Here is a 20,609-nt window from a genome sequence, read left to right as displayed (position 1 = left end):
GGCGGATCCTGAAAATACGGGTCGTGGCCGCACAAACGGCCAAAGGCTGATCAAGATACACAGCAGGCTGCGCCCACACAAGACGCCAAAAGTCGGAGAAACCAACGCCCGCCGTGACCTCGCGACGCGGTAACCCAAGTCGCAACCCCATCAATAACTGTCGCTTCGCGGCACTTTCCTACGGCAGGAGAAGCGGCATCCGACCCTTGTCGCGAATGCCGCCTGAGGTGATCAGCAACCTTAGCCGGTATTGCGCAATCCGGCGGCAATCCCCGCCACAGACACCAGCAGCGCCTGTTCCACCGGGCTGCCCTGCTCGACATCCTGCTGCCGCGAACGCGCCAACAGTTCCGCCTGCAATAGATGCAGCGGGTCGAGGTAGGTGTTGCGCAAGCGGATGAATTCGAGGGTGTCCGGGCTGTGCGCCAGCAGTTGGGACTGCCCGGTCAGACCGAGCACGACGGTGCATGCCTGCGACAATAGGTCGCGTAACTGCGCGCCCAACGGCAGCAGATTAGCCTCGACCAAACGTTCGTCGTAGGACTGCGCAATATCCGCGTCGGCCTTGGCCAAGACCATTTCCAGCATGTCGATACGAGTGCGGAAGAACGGCCACTGTTCGCGCATCTGCCCGAGCAACTCGCCCTCGCCGCGCTCCAGCGCCTTGCTCAGCGCTGTCTCCCAGCCCAGCCAGGCCGGCAGCATCAGTCGCGTTTGAGTCCAGCCGAAGATCCACGGGATCGCCCGCAGGCTTTCGATACCGCCGGCACGGCGTTTGGCCGGGCGACTGCCGAGCGGCAAACGTCCCAGCTCCTGCTCTGGGGTCGACTGACGGAAGTACTCAACGAATTGCGGATTTTCCCGCACCACCTGGCGGTAAGCGCTGACACCGTCCGCCGCCAATTCGTCCATCAAATGGCGCCATTCCGGAGTCGGCGGCGGCGGTGGCAGCAAGGTCGCCTCGAGCACGGCGGCCAGATACAAATTGAGGTTTTGCTCGGCGATGTCCGGCAGGCCGAATTTGAAACGAATCATTTCGCCCTGTTCGGTCGTACGGAAACGCCCGGCCACCGAACCCGGTGGTTGCGACAGAATCGCCGCGTGCGCCGGACCGCCGCCACGGCCAACGGTGCCGCCGCGACCGTGGAAAAGCAGCAGTTCGACTTGCTGCTCACGGCAGATTTCCACCAGTCGTTCCTGCGCGCGATATTGCGCCCACGCCGCAGCGGTGGTACCGGCGTCCTTGGCCGAGTCGGAATAGCCGATCATCACTTCCTGCGGGCCATGCAAACGCGCGCGATAGCCCGGCAACAGCAGCAGACGCTCCATCACCGGCCCGGCGTTGTCGAGGTCGGCGAGGGTTTCGAACAGCGGCACCACGCGCATCGGCCGCAGAACGCCGGATTCCTTGAGCAGCAGTTGCACCGCGAGCACGTCGGAAGCGGCGCCGGCCATGGAGATCACGTAGGAGCCCAGCGACGCATCGGGCGCGGCGGCGATTTCCTTGCAGGTGTTGAGCACTTCGGCGGTATCCGCCGATGGTTTGAAATGCGCGGGCAGCAACGGTCGACGGTTGCTCAGCTCCTCGGTGAGGAAGTTGATGCGCTGTTCTTCATCCCAATCTTCGAAGCGGCCGAGGCCGAGGTAATCGGTGATTTCGGTCATTGCCGAGCTGTGCCGCGTCGAATCCTGACGCACATCGAGGCGCACCAGGAACAGGCCGAACGTCACCGCCCGACGCAGGCAGTCGAGCAACGGCCCGTCGGCGATGACGCCCATGCCGCACTCGTGCAGCGAGTTGAAACACAACTGCAAAGGCTCGAGCAGGTCGCGATTGTCGTGCAGCACATCGGCGGTGGCCGGGGTCGGCGCGGTCAACGCGGCATGCGCCCAGTTGCGTGTGGCGCGCAGACGTTCGCGCAGTTGCTTGAGCACTGCGCGATAAGGTTCGGCGCTGTCGCCGGCCTTGGCCTTCAGCGCATCGCTGGCCTGCTGCATCGACAGTTCGGCAGCCAGATGATCGACGTCGCGCAGGTACAAGTCAGCGGCCATCCAGCGCGCCAGCAGCAAGACTTCGCGAGTGACGGCGGCGGTGACATTGGGGTTGCCGTCACGGTCGCCGCCCATCCATGAGGCGAAGCGGATCGGCGCGGCTTCCAGCGGCAAGCGCAGGCCCGTGGCGGCGAACAGCGCCTGATCGGCCTTGCGCATATGGTTGGGGATCGCCTGCCACAACGAATGCTCGATCACCGCAAAGCCCCATTTGGCTTCATCGACCGGCGTCGGGCGGGTGCGGCGGATTTCTTCGGTGTGCCAGGCTTCGGCGATCAGCCGTTGCAGTTTGCTCTGGATCTGCTCGCGCTCGGCGCTGGTCAGGTCGCGATGGTCCTGCGCGGCGAGTTGCGCGGCGATCGCGTCGTACTTCTGGATCAACGTGCGTCGCGCCACTTCGGTCGGGTGCGCGGTCAGAACCAGTTCGATTTCCAGCCGCGCCAGTTGCCGGGCCAGAGATTCGGCGCTGTGCCCTTCACTGCGCAGGCGCGCGAGCAGTTCCGGCAATACCCGCGATTCGAACGGCGCCGGTTGCGACTCCTCGCGGCGATGGATCAGCTGATATTGCTCGGCGATGTTGGCCAGGTTGAGAAACTGGTTGAATGCCCGCGCGACCGGAAGCAATTCGTCTTCACTCAATTGATTGAGGCTGGCGCTCAGTTCAGCGTCCATCGAGCCGCGCCGGTCGGCCTTGGCGCCTTTGCGAATCTGCTCGATCTTGTCGAGGAACGCCTCGCCGTACTGGTCTCGAATGGTGTTGCCCAACAGCTCTCCGAGCAGGTGAACATCTTCGCGCAAGCGTGCATCAATATCGGTCATCAGCAGTTCTCCAGCGGTAATCGGGGACAGCGCAGAAACGAATGCTTTGCCAGAGAGTGCCGCTCTGCGCCGCTTCTTACAAGCAGGCGACGAATTGACTTTAAACCTTGCCGGCGAAAGCTAGTCTCAACAGTAAGCCGTACGACGGCCCGCCGCCGGCGCTGCCGGACACTCACCCAGGCCTGCCATCAGCAGGCGCTAAATGAGGTCATCATGAAAATTCGTGAACTCGCCCAGCATTGGGAAGAAAACGCCAAAGGTCGCCTGACCGACACCGGCTACACGATTCATCTGGACGTCGAGGCCGCCGCGCGCCTGGCGGCAATTGCCGAGATGTATCCCAAACGTCATCCCGAGGAACTGCTCGGCGAACTGATCGGCGCCGCGCTCGAGGAGTTCGAAGCGAGCCTGCCGTATGTGAAGGGTTCGACGGTGGTGGCGACTGATGAGGAAGGTGATCCGTTGTATGAGGATGTCGGCCCGACGCCGCGTTTTCTGGCGTTGTCGCGGCGGCATCTGCATGATTTGTCCTCGGCTGAGAACAAGCAGAAGCACTGATTCCTGACACCGAGAAAAATGTGGGAGCGGGCTTGCCCGCGATGGCGGCAGTTCAGTCAAAAATGTGCTGAGCATGATGGCCTCATCGCTGGCAAGCCAGCTCCCACAGGGTACTGATCACCCCCTGATATCACCTTAAAACTCACCCGCGCGTACCGCTCCAAAGCCCCAAAGTTCCCGTCCCAGAGCCTTGTCCAAACGGTCAATTTAATTTTTGGCGATAGGCCATCTTTTCTGAACTTTTCAAAAATGCCGCCGGTCGGAACAGGTAACCACGCCTGGAACGAGCGTTTCAATTCGCGTCTACAAGCGATGCTTTCGCCTCCTCTGCCAGGATGGATTCAGTTGTATTTTCAGGAGATGCCTAATGGAGTTGAAGACCATGAAAACCCAAACCTCGTTTTCCCACCTGCGCGGTCTGAAACTGGCCGCTCTGGCCATCGGCACCAGCTTCGTACTGGCCGGTTGCGCCGGTAATCCTCCGACCGAGCAGTACGCCGTCACTCAATCGGCCGTCAACAGCGCCGTCAGCGCTGGCGGTACCGAATTCGCTGCGGTGGAAATGAAGCAGGCTCAGGACAAGCTGAAACAAGCTGAAATCGCCATGCACGACAAGAAGTATGACGAGGCCCGTCGCCTGTCCGAACAGGCTGAATGGGACGCTCGCGTCGCTGAACGCAAGGCTCAGGCCGCCAAGGCCGAACAGGCTGTGAAGGATTCCCAGAAAGGTGTTCAGGAACTGCGTCAGGAAAGCCAGCGCACCGTGCAGTAAGCGCGCATCCCGACCGCAAAGCTGAAACTCTTACCGATAGAAAGGACGACAAATTATGCGTAAGCAACTGATGATTCCCGCTCTTCTGGCCGCAAGCGTTGCACTGGCTGCCTGCTCCACCCCGCCTAACCCGAACCTGGAACAGGCGCGCACCAACTACGCCGGCCTGCAGGCCAACCCACAGGCGAGCAAAGTCGCGGCACTGGAAACCAAAGACGCCAGCGATTACCTGGACAAGGCCGACAAGGCTTATCTGGACAAGGAAGACGCCGCCAAGGTCGACCAACTGGCTTACCTGACCAACCAGCGCGTCGAAGTGGCCAAGCAGACAATCGCTCTGCGCACCGCTGAAAACAACCTGAAAAACGCCGCAGCCCAACGTGCCCAGGCCCGTCTGGATGCCCGTGACCAGCAGATCAAACAGCTGCAGGACAGCCTCAACGCCAAGCAGACTGATCGCGGTACGCTGGTGACTTTCGGTGACGTGCTGTTCGCCACCAACAAGGCTGATCTGAAATCCAGCGGCCTGGTGAACATCAACAAACTGGCGCAATTCCTTCAGGAAAACCCGGATCGCAAAGTGATCGTCGAGGGTTACACCGACAGCACCGGCACCGCGAGCTACAACCAGTCGCTGTCCGAGCGCCGCGCGACTTCCGTGCAGATGGCTCTGATCAAGATGGGCGTCGATCCTTCGCGCATCGTTGCCCAGGGTTATGGCAAGGAGTACCCGGTAGCGGATAACGGCAGCGTCTCGGGCCGTGCGATGAACCGTCGTGTGGAAGTGACCATTTCCAACGACAACCAGCCAGTAGCACCGCGCTCTTCGGTGAGCTCGAACTAAGCTCCACCCCGTAACGCAAAAGCCCCGCCTGAACTGATCAGGCGGGGCTTTTTTGTGGGAGCAGACATCGTAGCCCCTCACCCCAGCCCTCTCCCAAGGGAGAGGGAGCCGATTTGTGTCGCTTTCAAAACTTGTGTTCGGCGCAATGGATCAGGTCGACTTAGCTTAAACAAACACCTCGGTCAGTCCCCTCTCCCTCTGGGAGAGGGTTAGGGTGAGGGCTGAACCTGCAGAATCACTCCTCCAGCTTCTGCGGGGTCTCTTCACCCATACACCGCACGGCTTTCTTCTGCGCATTAACCAGCACCCCGGTCAGGCCTTTCTGTTCGGTATCGAACAGCACCAGCACGCCATCGATGCACTGCGCCACTTGCGGCGCAGGCGTCAGCGAGACTTTGTAGTCCTCGCCCGGCACGGTCTTGAGCATGGTGAATTCGCTGAGCAGCAACGCATCCTCCGGCTTGGCAAAATGCAGGTAGCCGTAGTACCACAGCGCCCCGACGGTGCCGAGGATGCTGCAGATACCGGTGATGATCAGCGGGATGGCATTACGTTCTTCAGTCATTGCGGGGTCTCATCTTCGGAATTCGGGGGCGGCGGATAGTTGGGGATTTCGCCGAGGCGGCGCAGGCCGTCGAAGTGTTCGGGGTCGTCGAGATAGCGCAGCATGACCTGACGCCACACCGGGTCGCCGAAGGTTTGCACATGACCACCACGGGTCAGTTGCAACACACGCGGCGGCGGCGCTGCCTGATACAGGCGAATGCCGTTGGCCATCGGCACCAGCGGATCGTCGATGCTATGGAAGATCAGCTTCGGCACGCCGGTCAGCTGCGCCATCGAGTTGATTGCGCTGTCGCCGTCCGGCACCAGCCACGACAGCGGCACTTGCAATGGCCAGGTCAGCCACGAAGTGCTGAGGGCGAATTGGCCGACGCTGCGATAACTGGCCGGCACGCCATCCAGCACCAGGGCCTTGAGTTGTTTTTGCCGCTCCGGGTGCTGCGCCAGCCAATGCACCGACATCGCGCCGCCCAGACTCTGTCCGAGCAGCACCAGCGGTTTGCCTTTGACCTCGGGCGCGTTGTCGAGCCAGGCGAACGCGGCGTCGATGTCCTGATAGATCGCCGGCAGGCTCGGCTTGCCCTCGGACAAACCGTAGCCGCGATAGTCGACCAACAAGACCTGATAGCCGTTCTTCGGCAACCACCAGCTGCCGCCCAGATGCATCGGCAAATTGCCGCCGTTGCCGTGCAGATGCAGGACCGTGCCTTTGACCTCGACGCCAGGTTTGGCCGGCAGCCACCAGGCGTTGAGCTTCAAGCCATCGGCGGTGGTCAGGGTGACGGTGCGGTATTCGAGTTTGGCTTTGTCCGGGGTGAAGAGCTGGCCCGGTTCCGGGTAGAACAGCAGCGAACTGCAACCACCGAGGGTCAAGAGCAGGCAAAGGATGCCGAGGATTCTCATCCGGTGAAACCTCGCGAAATTTCAGGTTGAAATACGGTTGGATCGTTCCCACGCTCGGCGTGGGAATGCCGCCATGGACGCTCTGCGTCCACCGTGACGCGGAGCGTCATGGGATGCATTCCCACGCGGAGCGTGGGAACGATCAGCTATCAGAGGATATTGGAGTAATCCGCCTCAATCCGGTCCAGGCTCAAATGGTTGAGGAAGTTGGAGAAACACATCCACGCCGACAACGCATTCAAGTCACGGAACTGATCCGGCAGATATTTCGGCGGCACCACCAGCCCTTCATCCACCAATTGCCGCAAGGTACGCATGTCTTCCAGTGTGGTCTTGCCACAGAACAACAGCGGAATCTGCTCGAGCTTGCCCTTGCGCACGGCCAACTGAATGTAGTTGTAAACCATGATGAAGCCCTTGAGGTAGGACAAGTCTTTGGTGAATGGCAGACCGGTCGGCGTCGAACCACGGAACACCCGGCTGGCATTGCCGTAGCTTTCGGCCATCTCGAAACCCTGCTCGCGGAAGAATTCGTATATCTGCAAAAAGTCGGCGCCCTCTTCCACCATATGAATCGCACGGGTGCGGTTGGTCAGTTTGCGCAGGCGACTCGGGTAAGAAGCGAAGGTGATAATTTCCATCAGGATCGCCAGACCTTCCTGGGTCACCGTCGACGAGGGCGGGCCTTTCGACAGGAAGGTGCAGATCGGCTGGTTCAAACCGTTGAGCGTGGTGCCGACATGCACCAGGCCCTCGTGGACTTCCAGTGCGCGCACGTCGCGGTCGTTGAACAGCGCGTCGGTGCGGATCTTGATGTAGTCAGCGCCCGCCGCAGCGTCGGCGACGATGCCGTCGGACTCGAACACGCGAATCGTCTCTTCGGCCTCACCGAATACCTTGTTCAGTCGGGTTTGCAGCAGGTGCACCGCGTCTTTGGCGGTGAGGATCTTCGGCTCGTCCTTCAGATCGCCGCGCCCGTCGATGTTGTTCAGGTAGTCGGACATCATCAGGCCGAGGTCGGCCAATGTCGGGTCACCGGCGTGAAAGGCATCGGACGCCGCGCCGTACAGCTCTTGCGAGATCAGACCGAAATCCTCGGTGCCGCGCGCTTCGAGCATGCGCACCACCATGCGGTATTCCTTGCACATGCGCCGCATGATCTGCCCGACCGGGTTGAACTGGCCGAGCTGGCGGGTGATGTCGCGCTCGATGTTCTGGAATTCCAGTTTGACCTGGCTCGAATCGAACGACAGCGGGCGGTTGAGGTAGTAGTCGCGATCCACCGCCGGCATTTCCTTGCCCTTGGCCTTGAGGAAGCCCTTGCGCACGTTGTCGTCCCACTTGACCGCATCGAGCACGCGGATCGGCGTCTGCGCCAGCACAATGCGATCGGACAACATGCGTATCGTCTGCTGGTAATCGTCCACCCGAAACTCCTGTAGAAAACGTGACGTGCTGAAACTCAGACTTTAAGCCTCTGTGGGAGCGAGCCTGCTCGCGAATGCACTGTGTCAGACAACGCAGATGTTGAATATCAGAGTGCTTTCGCGAGCAGGCTCGCTCCCACGAGCGTGTAGCGTGAAACGCTAGACCGACGCCAGCACCAGGTGCATATACCGCGTCAGAATCCCGAGCATGTCCTCTTCGGCCAGAGGCTCGGCGTCGTTGAGCAGGCCCTGATATTCCATCCGCCCGATAATCGCCGTCAACACCTTGGCATCCTGCTGCGGTTCACGCGAGCCCAGTACCTGGAACAACTGGCAGGTGCCCTGCAGCAGAATCTGCTGGTGCGAGCGCACCAGAATGGCCAGACGCGGGTTGAGCAGCGCTTCCTGGCGGAACGCCTGCTCGGCCATCAGATGCTCGCGCCGATTGATCAATTGCCGGTGCACGTAATCGGCCATCAGCCGCGCGATGTCATCGGCCAGTTGTGAGCGCGACTCCGGGCTGCCGTCGGCGCTGACCACCATTTCGCGCAGCAGACCTTCGTTATTGATCCACAACTTGGCCATGTACGCCGCGCTGCGTTCAACGTATTGGGCGAAGGTATCGGTGAGCAGGTCATCGATGTCCTTGAAGTAATACGTGGTCGCCGACAGCGGCACGCCGGCCTCCGCCGCGACCGCACGATGGCGCACGGCACGCACGCCGTCGCGCACGACAATGCGCATCGCGGCGTCGAGAATGTCCTGGCGACGCTGCTCACTGCCCTGTCGGCTGGCCTTGCGGCCCTGGTACTGAACACTTTCAGCGACCGCAGTGGCGATACACGCTGCACCTTCTTGAGCTAATGCACCCATCACGACAGCACTTCCTCTACTAATGCCAAATTAACCAATTGATACATTTGTACCAGACAGGCAATAAAAAGCCGCCTGTTTTAGGCGGCTTTTTAACTGAAACGTTTACGCTTGCGGTCGCATGTGCGGGAACAGGATCACATCGCGGATCGACGGCGAGTTGGTGAGCAACATCACCAGACGATCGATGCCGATACCTTCGCCGGCGGTTGGCGGCATGCCGTACTCCAGCGCACGGACGAAGTCGGCGTCGTAGTGCATGGCTTCGTCGTCGCCGGCGTCCTTGTCGGCCACCTGCGCCATGAAGCGCTCGGCCTGGTCTTCGGCGTCGTTCAACTCGGAGTAGGCGTTGGCGATTTCACGACCACCGATGAACAGCTCGAAGCGGTCGGTGACGTTCGGGTTCTCGTCGTTACGACGGGCCAGCGGCGACACTTCGAACGGGTACTGCGTGATGAAGTGCGGCTGCTCCAGCTTGTGCTCGACCAGTTCTTCGAAAATCATCACCTGCAATTTGCCCAGACCTTCGAAGCCCAGCACCTTGGCGCCGGCCTTCTTGGCGATGGCGCGAGCCTTGTCGATGTCGTTCAGATCATCGGCAGTCAGCTCAGGGTTGTACTTGAGGATCGAGTCGAACACCGACAGACGCACGAACGGCTCGCCGAAGTGGAACACTTTGTCGCCGTACGGCACGTCGGTGCTGCCCAGCACCAGCTGCGCCAGCTCGCGGAACAGTTCTTCGGTCAGGTCCATGTTGTCTTCGTAATCGGCGTACGCCTGATAGAACTCCAACATGGTGAATTCAGGATTGTGACGAGTCGAAACGCCTTCGTTACGGAAGTTGCGGTTGATCTCGAAGACTTTCTCGAAACCACCGACCACCAGACGCTTCAGATACAGCTCAGGGGCGATACGCAGGAACATTTCCATGTCCAGCGCGTTGTGGTGGGTTTCGAACGGCTTGGCTGCAGCGCCGCCGGGAATGGTCTGCAGCATCGGCGTTTCGACTTCGAGGAAGTCGCGCTTCATCAGGAAGCTGCGGATGTGCGCGATCACTTGCGAACGCACGCGGAAGGTCTGGCGCACGTCTTCGTTGACGATCAGGTCGACGTAACGCTGGCGGTAGCGCTGCTCGGTGTCGGTCAGGCCGTGGTGCTTGTCCGGCAGCGGGCGCAGCGACTTGGTCAGCAGGCGCACGTTGGTCATTTCAACGTACAGGTCGCCTTTGCCGGAACGCGCCAGGGTGCCTTCGGCGGCAATGATGTCGCCCATGTCCCAGGTTTTCACCGCGGCCAGGGTTTCTTCGGACAGTGTCTTGCGGTTGACGTAGACCTGAATGCGCCCGGTCATGTCCTGGATCACCATGAACGAGCCACGGTTGAGCATGATGCGACCGGCAACCTTGACCGGGATTGCAGCCTCTGCCAGCTCTTCCTTGGTCTTGTCCGCGTACTGTTTCTGCAAGGCATCGCAGTAGTTGTCGCGGCGGAAGTCGTTCGGGAAGGCATTGCCCTTGGCGCGCTCGGCAGCAAGCTTTTCCTTGCGCAGGGCGATCAGGGAGTTTTCTTCCTGTTGCAGGGCTTGCGGGTCGAGTTGTAGGTCGCTCATGTCTTTAAGTATTCCATCAGGTTCGTTGCCCCCAGCCTTCGGCTGGGGATCGCGGGCGAGCCCGCTCCCACAGAGGGTGTTACAGGCCGGATTTCAGGCTCGCTTCCAGGTACTCATCGATGTCGCCATCGAGCACCTTGTCGCAATCGCTGCGTTCGATGTTGGTACGCAGATCCTTGATCCGCGAGGCATCGAGCACGTAAGAGCGAATCTGGTGACCCCAGCCGATATCCGACTTGGTGTCTTCCAGCGCCTGCGAAGCGGCGTTGCGCTTCTGCATTTCCTGCTCGTACAACTTGGCCCGCAGCATTTTCATCGCGGTGTCCTTGTTGGCGTGCTGGGAACGCTCGTTCTGGCAGCTGACCACGGTGTTGGTCGGTACGTGGGTGATACGTACGGCCGAGTCGGTGGTGTTTACGTGCTGACCACCGGCACCGGAGGAACGATAGGTGTCGATCCGCAGGTCTGCCGGGTTGATTTCGATTTCCACCTTGTCATCGATCTCTGGCGAGACGAAAACAGCGGAGAACGAGGTGTGACGACGGTTGCCGGAGTCGAACGGGCTCTTGCGCACCAGACGGTGCACGCCGATCTCGGTACGCAGCCAGCCAAAGGCGTATTCGCCCTTGATGTGCACGGTCGCGCCCTTGATCCCGGCGACTTCACCGGCGGACAGTTCCATGATGGTCGCATCGAAACCGCGTTTGTCGGCCCAGCGCAGGTACATGCGCAGCAGGATGTTGGCCCAGTCCTGCGCTTCGGTACCGCCGGAACCGGCCTGGATGTCCAGGTAGGCGTTGTTCGGGTCCATTTCATGGCTGAACATGCGGCGGAATTCCAGCTTGGCCAGATTTTCCTCGAGACGGGCCAGCTCGGCGACGACATCGCCCACTGCGCCTTCGTCATTCTCTTCGACGGCCATGTCCAGCAGGTCGCGGCAATCGGCCAGACCGCCGTTCAGTTCGTCGAGGGTGTCGACGATCTGCGCCAGCGCGGCACGCTCGCGGCCCAGCTCCTGGGCGTATTCAGGTTTGTTCCAGACACTCGGATCTTCAAGCTCGCGGTTGACCTCGGTCAGACGCTCATGCTTTTGATCGTAGTCAAAGATACCCCCGAATAGTTTCGGAGCGCTCGGACAGGTCCTTGATGGTGTTCAGGATCGGGTTGATTTCCATGACGGGCAGCACTCGTTGGCGAACTTTTGAAAGCCGGCGAGTATAACGTAAACAGGCTGTCGCGGCAGCCCGTCTGGCGGTGAATGGGCCGAGATTGCTGCCCTCACCCTAGCCCTCTCCCGGAGGGAGAGGGGACCGATCGGGGGATATTTGAAACATACGCCGAATAGAATGGCTTCACCGAATCCGTGATCGCCAAGCCTGAAGATCCATAATCGCTGCGATCTCTCAGGTCGATGTCTGGCCCGAGACACCTCGGTCGGCCCCCTCTCCCTCCGGGAGAGGGCTGGGGTGAGGGCAACGGCCGTTACTCGATCCCGACCTGATTGCGCCCATTTTTCTTGGCCAGATACAAGCCGCGATCCGCCGCCGAGATCAGCAGCCGGCAATCACTCCCCGCCTGGGGCACCATGGTCGCCAGACCAATGCTGATGGTCAGACTGGAGCCCTCGGCCGGCGTGTTGTGCGGAATTTTCAACGCCGCCACGGTCTGGCGCAGTTTTTCGGCCAACAGCCGCGCGCCGCCCGGCGAAGTGTTTGGCAGGACCAGCACAAACTCCTCGCCGCCATAACGCGCCGGCAGGTCCGATGGCCGCGAGCTGGCGTCACGGATGGCTGCGGCGACCTTGCGCAACGCTTCATCGCCTTCAACGTGGCCAAAACTGTCGTTGTAAGATTTGAAGTAATCGACGTCGATCATCAGTAACGACAGCTGCGTCTGATCACGCAGCGAACGGCGCCACTCCAGTTCCAGGTACTCGTCGAAGTGCCGGCGGTTGGACAGCCCGGTCAGGCCATCGGAATTCATCAGCCGTTGCAGCACCAGGTTGGTGTCGAGCAACTGCTGCTGGCTGACTCGCAACGCACGGTAAGCGGCGTCGCGCTGGAGCAATGTCATGTAGGAACGCGAGTGGTAGCGAATGCGCGCGACCAGTTCGATGGTATCCGGCAGTTTCACCAGATAGTCGTTGGCGCCAGCGGAAAACGCCGCGCTTTTGATCAGCGGGTCTTCCTTGGTCGAGAGGACGATGATCGGGATGTCCTTGGTCGCCGGGTGATTGCGGTATTCGCGCACCAGGCTCAGGCCATCGAGGCCGGGCATCACCAGGTCCTGGAGGATCACCGTCGGCTTGATCCGCACCGCCTGGGCGATGGCCTGCTGCGGGTCGGAGCAGAAGTGGAAGTCGATGTTTTCCTGATTCGACAGCCCACGGCGCACCGCTTCGCCGATCATCGCCTGATCATCCACCAACAACACCATGGCGGCGTTTTCGTCGGTTTTAATGTCGTCGATCTGTAAATCATTCATGAGCGGTCACCTGAGTACTGCGGGGGCCTGGATTGCCGATCAACCTGTTCATTTGGGGAAAATCTCCAGCAATCGTGGCGCTATCTTTTCCAGCGGGCGGATTTCCACCGCGGCATCAATCGCCGCGGCAGCCTTGGGCATGCCGTACACCGCACTGCTGTGCTGATCCTGCGCAATGGTCAAATAACCCTGCTGGCGCATGAGCTTAAGCCCTTGCGCGCCATCGCGCCCCATCCCGGTCAATAAAACCCCGACCGCGTCACCGTTCCAGTAACTGGCGACGCTCTCGAAAAACACGTCAATCGAGGGGCGATAGATCTCGTTGACCGGTTCGGCGGTGTAGGCCAGCGTGCCGTTTTTCAACAGGCGAATATGGTGATTGGTCCCGGCCAGCAGCACCGCACCACTTTGCGGCGGCTCGCCTTCACGGGCCAGACGCACATCGAGGCCGCTGGCGCTGGCCAGCCATTCGGCCATGCCGGCGGCGAACACCTGATCGACATGCTGCACCAGCACGATCGCGGCGGGAAAATCCTTCGGCAGGCCTTTGAGCAACACTTCCAGCGCCGCCGGCCCACCGGCAGACGAACCGATCGCCACTAGCCGCTGACGTGACGGCGAACTGCGCGGCGAACTCGGCGCCGGGCGCGCACGTGGCGCCTTGTCGCCGATCAGCCAGCCGATGTTGAGGATCTTGCGCAACAACGGCGCCGCCGCTTCCTGGGCATTGCCGGCGCCGATCGCCGGCGTGTCGACCACGTCCAGCGCGCCGTGGCCCATGGCCTCGAACACGCGGTGCACGTTCTGTTGACGATCCACGGTGACGATGACAATCGCGCACGGCGTTTCGGCCATGATCCGCCGCGTGGCTTCGACGCCGTCCATGATCGGCATGATCAGATCCATCAAAATCAGGTCTGGCGTGCACTCGGCGCAGCGTTGCACCGCCTCGGCGCCGTTGCTGGCGACCCAGATCACCTGATGCGCCGGCTCGAAGGCCAACGCCCGGCGCAGAGCCTCCACCGCCAGGGGCATGTCGTTGACGATTGCGATCCTCATGTCCGCGCTCCTCCGATGAGCTCGACCACTGCATCGAGCAGGGCGTCGTCATGAAAACTGGCTTTGGCCAGATAATAGTCGGCGCCGGCATCCAGTCCACGGCGGCGGTCTTCTTCGCGATCCTTGTACGACACGACCATCACCGGCAGCGATTGCAGACGGTTGTCGCGGCGCAGCAGCGTGACCAGCTCGATGCCGTCCATGCGCGGCATGTCGATGTCGGTGATCAGCAGATCGAAGTTCTCCGAACGCAGCGCATTCCAGCCGTCCATGCCGTCCACCGCCACTGCGACGTCGTAGCCACGATTGAGCAGCAGTTTGCGTTGCAGCTCGCGCACGGTCAGCGAATCGTCGACCACCAGTACCCGTTTGCGCGCCGCTTCGGCAGCTTGATTGCCGTGTCGGGCAATGCGCTCCAGGCGCCCGGTGTTGAGCAGCTTGTCCACCGAACGCAGCATGTCTTCGACATCGACGATCAGCACCACCGAACCATCATCGAGCAAGGCCCCGGCGGAAATATCCTGAACCTTGCCCAGACGCTCGTCCAGCGGCAACACCACCAGCGTGCGCTCACCCACGAAGCGCTCGACAGCCACCCCGTAAATCGCCTCGCGCTCGCGGATCACCACGACTTTCAGGGTAGCGCCATCGTTCTGACTGGCCGGGCGATTGAGCAACTGGCTGGCCGCAACCAGCCCGACATGCTGGCCTTCGTGCCAGAAATGCTGGCGTCCTTCGACCTGCACGATGTCTTCGGGGGCCAGATCGCACATGCGTTCAATGTGCGCCAACGGAAATGCGTAAGCCTCTTCGCCGACTTCCACCACGAGGCTGCGTACCACCGAAAGCGTCAACGGCACCTCCAGATGGAAACGACTGCCCTCGCCCGCCGTCTGCTCCAGCACCACGGCCCCACGCAACTGGCGAACCATGTGCTGAACAGCGTCGAGACCGACGCCGCGCCCGGACACTTCGGTAACCTTGTCGCGCAGGCTGAAGCCCGGCAGAAACAGGAAGGTCAGCAGTTCCTCTTCGCTCAATTGCGCTGCGGTTTCGGCTGGGGATAACTGCCGTTCGACGATGCTGCGGCGGACTTTCTCAAGATCGACGCCACCGCCGTCATCGCTCAATTCCAGCACCAGCAAACCGGCTTGGTGGGAAGCGCGCAGGCGGATCAGGCCCTCTTCCGGCTTGCCCTTGAGCAGGCGTTGTTCCGAGGATTCGATGCCGTGATCGACGGCGTTGCGCAGCAGATGAGTCAGCGGTGCTTCAAGCTTTTCCAGCACGTCGCGATCGACCTGGGTTTTCTCGCCTTCGATCTCCAGGCGCACTTGTTTGCCAAGGCTGCGCCCGAGGTCGCGAACCATGCGCGCCTGCCCGCTCAACACGTCGGCGAACGGGCGCATGCGACAGGCCAGCGCGGTGTCATAGAGCACTTGCGCGCGCTGACTGGCCTGCCAGGCGAATTCGTCGAGTTCGGCGTTTTTCTCGCTGAGCAGTTGCTGCGACTCGGCGAGCAAACGTCGCGCATCTTCCAGCGACTCGAGCGCTTCCAGGCTCAGCGCATGCTCCTTCAGGTGCACATTGAGATTTTCCAGTGCGCGCAGGCCGTTGTTCTGCATGCGTTTGAGGCGCTGCATGGTCGCCAGGTGCGGCTTGAGACGCTGGGTTTCCACCAGCGATTTGCTCGACAGATCGAGCAGGCTGTTCAGGCGCTCGGCGGTAACGCGCAAGACGCGCTCGCCGCCCTCGGTGGTGCGTTTGTTTTTGCGCGGAGTCGGCTCGGCGGGCTCGTCCATGATCGGCGCTGTCGCTGTTGGCGCTGGCTCGATCGACAACTCGGCCATCGGCGGCGTGGCAACCACAGCGGCTGGCGCCGACGGATCGAGCAAACGTCCCATCAGCGCCACGTAGACTTCAATGTCCGCAGGTTGCGGCGCATTGGCCGGCGTGGCGATGCGCATCAGCAGGTCGGTGCCCTGCAACAATGCATCGATGTGCTCGGGACGCAGCAACAAACGCCCTTCCTGGGCGCTGACCAGGCAATCTTCCATGACGTGGGCGACGCTGACGCCGCTGTCGATACCAACAATGCGCGCCGCACCTTTGAGGGAGTGCGCCGCGCGCATGCACGACTCCAGTTGATCGGCCTGGGTTGGATTGCGTTCCAGCGCCAGCAGCCCGGCGCTGAGCACTTGAGTCTGGGCCTCGGCTTCGAGGCTGAACAGTTCGAGCAGAGAGGCGTCGCGCATTTGCTCGGGGGTCATGTCAGGCTCCGGGTCACGGCGGACAACAACTGTTCTTCGTCCAGCCAGCGCAGGCTGCGACCGCGATATTGCAGAACGCCACGGGTGTACTTGGCACTGGCCTGCGCACCGGACTGTGAAGCAGCATCGAGGATGCGTTCGTCGATGGCATGAATGCCGTCGACCTCGTCCACCGGCACCACCACCGGCCCGCCATGGGCAGCGATGATCAGCATGCGCGGCATGACTCGCCCGCCGCTGACCGGCGCAACGCTGCCGTCGAGGTCAAGCAGTTCCACCAGCGACAGGCACGCGACCAAGGCGCCACGGACATTGGCCACGCCGAGCAAGGCCCGCGAGCGCTGGTGCGGCAGCGAATGTATCGCCTGCAACGGCGCAACTTCGACAAGCGTGCGCGTGGCCAGTCCGAGCCATTCCTCGCCGAGGCGAAACATCAGCAGCGAGCGGGTCTTGACGTCGATTTCGACTTTGCTGACCACTGCTTCGCGCTGGTCCTGCTGCAACGAATAGCGGTCGAGCAGGCGTGTGGCGGCGGCGGAATACACCGAGCAGTTGCGGCAATGAATGTGCTCTTCCAGCAACGGGCAGGACTTGTCGCCATGAATGCCGATGCGGTTCCAGCAATCGTCGATGGCGCGGGCGTCTTCGTGGGTAACGTTCAAGGTGTCGGACGCGCTCATCGTTTACGCTCACTGTCGGCGGTGCGCCCGCTGCGGGCGGCGCGCTCCTGCAATCGTCGGGCACCCGCCGTGTCGCCCTGAGCCTGTAGCAACGCGGCCAGGTGCATCAGCGCTTCGGGGTGTTGCGGTTCAAGGTACAAAGCCTTGCGATAAAAACCCTGGGCCTCGAGGCTCAGGCCGGCGACATCGCTGAGCAGGCCCAGCCAATAGAACACCTGCGCCACGGGTTCATGGCTGCGCAGATAGTGTTCGCACGCGGCGCGGGCCTCGGCGCTTTTGCCTTCGTTGGCCAGTGCAGCAATCTGCGCCAGCAGTGTTGCGGCGTCCGGGTCGGCAGTTTTTTTCGTCACCGGCAAAGCCGTCACGGCAGCGAACGGCCGATTGCGCACTGGCGCTGGCGGCGGCGCGCTGCGCAGTGGTTGGCTGACCGGCACGGCGACCGGTTTGGGCATCGGCAGCGGTTCCGGGTGCGGCTCGCTATGGCGGCTGAAAGCGAAGGATTGCGGGATGCCGATCGAACGCATGCCCAAACGCCCGAGCAGACTGCCCTCCGCCGGGCCGATAAACAGCACGCCGTCGACATGAGTCAGGCGTTTGAGCACTTCGAACACCTGCTTTTGCGTCGACTGGTCGAAGTAGATCAGCAGGTTGCGGCAGAACACGAAATCGAAGGCTGGCTCGCTCGCCAACAGCGTCGGATCGAGGACATTGCCGACCTGCCAGCGCACCTGCTCGCGAACGTATTCGTTGACCCGGTGGCCGTCCTGCTCAGGCATGAAATGCCGATCGCGAAATTGCAGATCCTGCCCGCGAAACGAGTTCTTGCCGTAAACAGCACGGCGCGCCTTGTCCACCGACAACGGGCTGATGTCCATGCCATCGACCTTGAACTGATGCGGCTTGAGCCCGGCATCAAGCAGGGCCATGGCGATCGAATAGGGTTCTTCGCCGGTCGAGCACGGCAGGCTGAGGATGCGCAACGCGCGCATGTTGTTCAGCTCGGCGAGACGCTGACGGGCCAGTTTGCCCAAGGTGGCGAAGGATTCCGGGTAACGGAAAAACCATGTTTCCGGAACGATCACCGCTTCGATCAGCGCCTGCTGTTCATCCCGCGAGCCTTGCAACAGCTGCCAATATTCGTCGGCGTGGGCGGCTTGGGACAACGTCGTGCGCTGGCGCACGGCACGCTCGATGATCGCCGCGCCCACCGAAGCGACATCGAGGCCGATGCGTTCCTTGAGGAAATCGAAAAAGCGCTGATCACCACTCATGGCTGCGCCTCAAGCTGCGCCGGATCACGCGGCGGATCGGGGAACAGCAAACCGCGCACGGCGTCATCGAGCAAGTCATTGACCCGCACCCATTGCAGCAATCCCTGCGCATCTTCGCGCACCGGGCCGAGGTACGGCGCCTCGCGGTTGTCGAGGCCGTAGGGCTGGAAATCGTCCGGATGACAGCGCAGCGTGTCGGTGGCCTGTTCGAGGATCAGCCCGAGCCATTGCGCTGCTTGCGCTTGCTCCGGCTGATAATTGACCAGCACCAGCCGCGTGCTGGTGCGCGCCTCGGCGGGCTGGCCAAAAGTCAGCGCACTGAGGTCGATCACCGGCACCACCGCCCCGCGATAGGCGAACACCCCGGCCACCCAATGCGGCGCCCGGGCAACCGGCTTCAACGGCAGGCGCGGCAGCACTTCGGCCACTTCGGTGGCACGCAGGGCGTAGCGTTCGCTGCCGATGCGAAACAGCAGAAACAGCGCCTGCTTCGCCACTGGCGCGGCGCCACGCTTGGCGATGATTTCGCTCATCAGACTTTGAATCGCGAAACGCCGCTGCGCAGGCCGACGGCCACCTGGCTCAGTTCGTCGATGGCGAAACTGGCCTGACGCAGCGATTCGACGGTCTGGCTGCTGGCATCGCCCAACTGCACCAGCGCATGGTTGATCTGCTCGGCGCCAGTGGCCTGGGCCTGCATGCCTTCGTTGACCATCAGCACCCGTGGCGCCAGCGCCTGCACCTGATGGATGATCTGCGACAGCTGCTCGCCGACCTGCTGCACTTCCGACATGCCGCGGCGCACTTCTTCGGAAAACTTGTCCATGCCCATCACTCCGGCCGACACCGCCGACTGGATCTCGCGAACCATCTGTTCGATGTCGTAGGTGGCCACGGCGGTCTGATCGGCCAGACGCCGGACTTCGGTGGCGACCACGGCAAAACCGCGACCGTACTCGCCGGCCTTCTCGGCTTCGATCGCTGCATTGAGCGACAGCAGGTTGGTCTGGTCAGCCACTTTGACGATGGTCACCACCACCTGATTGATGTTGCCGGCCTTCTCGTTGAGGATCGCCAGTTTGGCGTTGACCAGATCCGCCGCGCCCATGACCGAGTGCATGGTGTCTTCCATGCGCGCCAGGCCTTGCTGGCCGGAGCCGGCGAGCACCGAGGCCTGATCGGCAGCGGTGGACACTTCGGTCATGGTGCGCACCAGATCCCGCGATGTCGCAGCAATCTCGCGGGAGGTTGCGCCGATTTCGGTGGTGGTCGCTGCGGTTTCGGTGGCGGTGGCCTGTTGCTGCTTGGACGTGGCAGCGATTTCGGTCACCGAGGTGGTCACCTGCACCGAGGAGCGCTGGGCCTGGGATACCAGCGACGTCAGCTCGGTCATCATGTCGTTGAAGCCGGTTTCGACCGCGCCGAATTCGTCCTTGCGATCAAGGTTCAGGCGCGAACTCAGATCGCCGGTGCGCATGATGTCGAGGATGGTCACGATGCGGTTCATCGGCGCCATGATCGCGCGCATCAACAGCAGACCACAGAGGCCGGCGGCCAGCACCGCAACCAGCAGGGAAATGACCATGCTGACTTTGGCCGTTGCCACCGCGTCGTCGATGTTGGCCATGGCGGTATCGGCAACAACTTTGTTCTCGCCAATGATGTCGTTGAGCTTCATGCGCCCGGTGTACCACGCCGGGGTCAGCTTCTCGTTGAACAGCTTGATGGCATCGGCTTCCAGATTGCGCTTGTGCAGGTCCAGCACGGCATCCTGAATCTGCATGTAGGTATCGTGGTACTTCTCGAACAGGGCGAATTCGGAACGGTCTTCATCGGTGGCCATGGTCTTGCGATAGTTGGCCATCTGCTCTTGCAGACGCGCCTCGAACGCCTTGTAGTCGGCAGCGTCTTCACTGGAAACGCCTTGGCCATCCTTGAGGCCGAGCAGCTCCTGGGTCTGCAAATAACTGTCAACCCAAGCGCCGCGAATCATCGAGCTGTAATAGACGCCGGGGATGGCATCGTCGCGCACGCTGTTTTCACTGGCCTCGATTTTCAACAACCGCGAGTAGGACAGCACCACCATCAACAGCATGATGGCGATAATCACCGCAAAGCTCGCCAAAATGCGTTGGCGCAACGTCCAGTTCTTCACAGTGAATCCTCGTGCCTGATCGAAATGCGGGGAGTATAGCCGAGCGCGGTGTTTCATTTATAAGACGCTTTCGCTGGCAGCACTGTCCCTGTGGGAGCGAGCCTGCTCGCGAAGGCAACACCGCGGTCCCGGCAAATGCCCAACTGCGCAAGAAGTTGCGCAGTTGGTCGTAATATTTCAGGGCCTAAATCCTCTGCAGCCCAAGCGGCGCAAGCCCTGCAGCCAAGTGCGCAAGAAGTTGCGCAGTACCTGTCTCTTATACACATCTGACGC

17 protein-coding genes are annotated in these 20,609 nt (G+C 61.6%); 3 read left to right on the top strand and 14 right to left on the bottom strand.

Features of this window, described 5'->3' with window-relative positions:
• Positions 1-240 precede the first annotated feature (240 nt).
• Complete coding sequence (gene ppc / locus OK411_RS06295) at positions 241-2,871, bottom strand: phosphoenolpyruvate carboxylase (protein ID WP_264364588.1); 2,631 nt, start codon at positions 2,869-2,871, stop codon at positions 241-243.
• 213 nt (positions 2,872-3,084) lie between these two features.
• On the opposite strand from ppc, the gene OK411_RS06290 reads away from it, so the two are divergent.
• The 3 genes from OK411_RS06290 to OK411_RS06280 all read left to right on the top strand — a co-directional run bounded on the left by OK411_RS06290 (position 3,085) and on the right by OK411_RS06280 (position 5,045).
• Positions 3,085-3,429: a hypothetical protein gene (locus OK411_RS06290; RefSeq protein WP_016771500.1), complete on the top strand. Its 345-nt coding sequence runs from the start codon at positions 3,085-3,087 to the stop codon at positions 3,427-3,429.
• A gap of 367 nt (positions 3,430-3,796) precedes the next feature.
• Entirely contained in the window at positions 3,797-4,201 is a 405-nt protein-coding gene (locus tag OK411_RS06285; RefSeq protein ID WP_024011747.1) for a DUF4398 domain-containing protein, read from the top strand.
• A 55-nt stretch (positions 4,202-4,256) separates the two neighbouring features.
• Positions 4,257-5,045, top strand: coding sequence for an OmpA family protein (locus OK411_RS06280; RefSeq protein ID WP_024011746.1), 789 nt, complete (start codon positions 4,257-4,259; stop codon positions 5,043-5,045).
• 235 nt (positions 5,046-5,280) lie between these two features.
• Here the strand turns inward: OK411_RS06280 and OK411_RS06275 are convergent, their stop codons facing one another.
• The 13 genes from OK411_RS06275 to OK411_RS06215 all read right to left on the bottom strand — a co-directional run bounded on the left by OK411_RS06275 (position 5,281) and on the right by OK411_RS06215 (position 20,336).
• Positions 5,281-5,610 (bottom strand): hypothetical protein, encoded by a 330-nt coding sequence (locus tag OK411_RS06275; RefSeq protein WP_024011745.1) that lies wholly within the window; start codon positions 5,608-5,610, stop codon positions 5,281-5,283.
• Entirely contained in the window at positions 5,607-6,512 is a 906-nt protein-coding gene (locus OK411_RS06270) for an alpha/beta hydrolase (RefSeq protein ID WP_264364587.1), read from the bottom strand. Before OK411_RS06270 ends, OK411_RS06275 begins: the two co-directional genes overlap by 4 nt.
• Before the next feature lie 149 nt (positions 6,513-6,661).
• Positions 6,662-7,912 carry a flavohemoglobin expression-modulating QEGLA motif protein gene (locus OK411_RS06265; RefSeq protein WP_166554750.1) on the bottom strand — a complete coding sequence of 417 codons (1,251 nt, stop codon included), beginning with the start codon at positions 7,910-7,912 and terminating at the stop codon, positions 6,662-6,664.
• A gap of 186 nt (positions 7,913-8,098) precedes the next feature.
• Positions 8,099-8,812, bottom strand: a complete 714-nt coding sequence (locus OK411_RS06260) for a TetR/AcrR family transcriptional regulator (RefSeq protein ID WP_264364586.1) — start codon at positions 8,810-8,812, stop codon at positions 8,099-8,101.
• A gap of 105 nt (positions 8,813-8,917) precedes the next feature.
• Positions 8,918-10,420 (bottom strand): lysine--tRNA ligase, encoded by a 1,503-nt coding sequence (gene lysS, locus OK411_RS06255; protein ID WP_024011743.1) that lies wholly within the window; start codon positions 10,418-10,420, stop codon positions 8,918-8,920.
• A 79-nt stretch (positions 10,421-10,499) separates the two neighbouring features.
• A protein-coding gene (prfB, locus tag OK411_RS06250; RefSeq protein ID WP_099758102.1) for a peptide chain release factor 2 occupies positions 10,500-11,595 on the bottom strand; the annotation gives its coding sequence in 2 pieces (ribosomal slippage) (positions 10,500-11,522 and positions 11,524-11,595; 1,095 coding nt in all).
• A 307-nt stretch (positions 11,596-11,902) separates the two neighbouring features.
• The gene (locus OK411_RS06245) at positions 11,903-12,904 is read right to left on the bottom strand and encodes a response regulator (RefSeq protein ID WP_264364585.1); all 1,002 of its coding nucleotides are present in this window, start codon (positions 12,902-12,904) and stop codon (positions 11,903-11,905) included.
• 48 nt (positions 12,905-12,952) lie between these two features.
• The gene (locus tag OK411_RS06240; RefSeq protein WP_016771508.1) at positions 12,953-13,963 is read right to left on the bottom strand and encodes a chemotaxis response regulator protein-glutamate methylesterase; all 1,011 of its coding nucleotides are present in this window, start codon (positions 13,961-13,963) and stop codon (positions 12,953-12,955) included.
• Positions 13,960-16,230: a hybrid sensor histidine kinase/response regulator gene (locus tag OK411_RS06235; RefSeq protein ID WP_264364584.1), complete on the bottom strand. Its 2,271-nt coding sequence runs from the start codon at positions 16,228-16,230 to the stop codon at positions 13,960-13,962. Before OK411_RS06235 ends, OK411_RS06240 begins: the two co-directional genes overlap by 4 nt.
• Positions 16,227-16,910 carry a chemotaxis protein CheW gene (locus OK411_RS06230; RefSeq protein WP_130926503.1) on the bottom strand — a complete coding sequence of 228 codons (684 nt, stop codon included), beginning with the start codon at positions 16,908-16,910 and terminating at the stop codon, positions 16,227-16,229. Before OK411_RS06230 ends, OK411_RS06235 begins: the two co-directional genes overlap by 4 nt.
• Positions 16,907-18,181 (bottom strand): CheR family methyltransferase, encoded by a 1,275-nt coding sequence (locus tag OK411_RS06225; protein WP_264364583.1) that lies wholly within the window; start codon positions 18,179-18,181, stop codon positions 16,907-16,909. The genes OK411_RS06230 and OK411_RS06225 overlap by 4 nt, the downstream gene beginning before the upstream one ends.
• Positions 18,178-18,714: a chemotaxis protein CheW gene (locus OK411_RS06220; protein WP_264364582.1), complete on the bottom strand. Its 537-nt coding sequence runs from the start codon at positions 18,712-18,714 to the stop codon at positions 18,178-18,180. Before OK411_RS06220 ends, OK411_RS06225 begins: the two co-directional genes overlap by 4 nt.
• Positions 18,714-20,336: a methyl-accepting chemotaxis protein gene (locus tag OK411_RS06215; protein ID WP_024011735.1), complete on the bottom strand. Its 1,623-nt coding sequence runs from the start codon at positions 20,334-20,336 to the stop codon at positions 18,714-18,716. Before OK411_RS06215 ends, OK411_RS06220 begins: the two co-directional genes overlap by 1 nt.
• Positions 20,337-20,609 lie beyond the last annotated feature (273 nt).

Source organism: Pseudomonas sp. RG1, from assembly GCF_025910115.1.
GTDB classification, from domain to species: domain Bacteria; phylum Pseudomonadota; class Gammaproteobacteria; order Pseudomonadales; family Pseudomonadaceae; genus Aquipseudomonas; species Aquipseudomonas atacamensis.
The sequence above is the reverse complement of the archived record's forward strand: the minus strand, read 5'-3'. Positions and strand labels throughout refer to the sequence as shown.

Coding starts and splice junctions, on each gene's coding strand:
- ppc (WP_264364588.1), bottom strand. CDS start 2,871: ATGACCGATATTGATGCACGCTTGCGCGAAGATGTTCACCTGCTCGGA.
- OK411_RS06290 (WP_016771500.1), top strand. CDS start 3,085: ATGAAAATTCGTGAACTCGCCCAGCATTGGGAAGAAAACGCCAAAGGT.
- OK411_RS06285 (WP_024011747.1), top strand. CDS start 3,797: ATGGAGTTGAAGACCATGAAAACCCAAACCTCGTTTTCCCACCTGCGC.
- OK411_RS06280 (WP_024011746.1), top strand. CDS start 4,257: ATGCGTAAGCAACTGATGATTCCCGCTCTTCTGGCCGCAAGCGTTGCA.
- OK411_RS06275 (WP_024011745.1), bottom strand. CDS start 5,610: ATGACTGAAGAACGTAATGCCATCCCGCTGATCATCACCGGTATCTGC.
- OK411_RS06270 (WP_264364587.1), bottom strand. CDS start 6,512: ATGAGAATCCTCGGCATCCTTTGCCTGCTCTTGACCCTCGGTGGTTGC.
- OK411_RS06265 (WP_166554750.1), bottom strand. CDS start 7,912: ATGTTGTCCGATCGCATTGTGCTGGCGCAGACGCCGATCCGCGTGCTC.
- OK411_RS06260 (WP_264364586.1), bottom strand. CDS start 8,812: ATGGGTGCATTAGCTCAAGAAGGTGCAGCGTGTATCGCCACTGCGGTC.
- lysS (WP_024011743.1), bottom strand. CDS start 10,420: ATGAGCGACCTACAACTCGACCCGCAAGCCCTGCAACAGGAAGAAAAC.
- OK411_RS06245 (WP_264364585.1), bottom strand. CDS start 12,904: ATGAATGATTTACAGATCGACGACATTAAAACCGACGAAAACGCCGCC.
- OK411_RS06240 (WP_016771508.1), bottom strand. CDS start 13,963: ATGAGGATCGCAATCGTCAACGACATGCCCCTGGCGGTGGAGGCTCTG.
- OK411_RS06235 (WP_264364584.1), bottom strand. CDS start 16,230: ATGACCCCCGAGCAAATGCGCGACGCCTCTCTGCTCGAACTGTTCAGC.
- OK411_RS06230 (WP_130926503.1), bottom strand. CDS start 16,910: ATGAGCGCGTCCGACACCTTGAACGTTACCCACGAAGACGCCCGCGCC.
- OK411_RS06225 (WP_264364583.1), bottom strand. CDS start 18,181: ATGAGTGGTGATCAGCGCTTTTTCGATTTCCTCAAGGAACGCATCGGC.
- OK411_RS06220 (WP_264364582.1), bottom strand. CDS start 18,714: ATGAGCGAAATCATCGCCAAGCGTGGCGCCGCGCCAGTGGCGAAGCAG.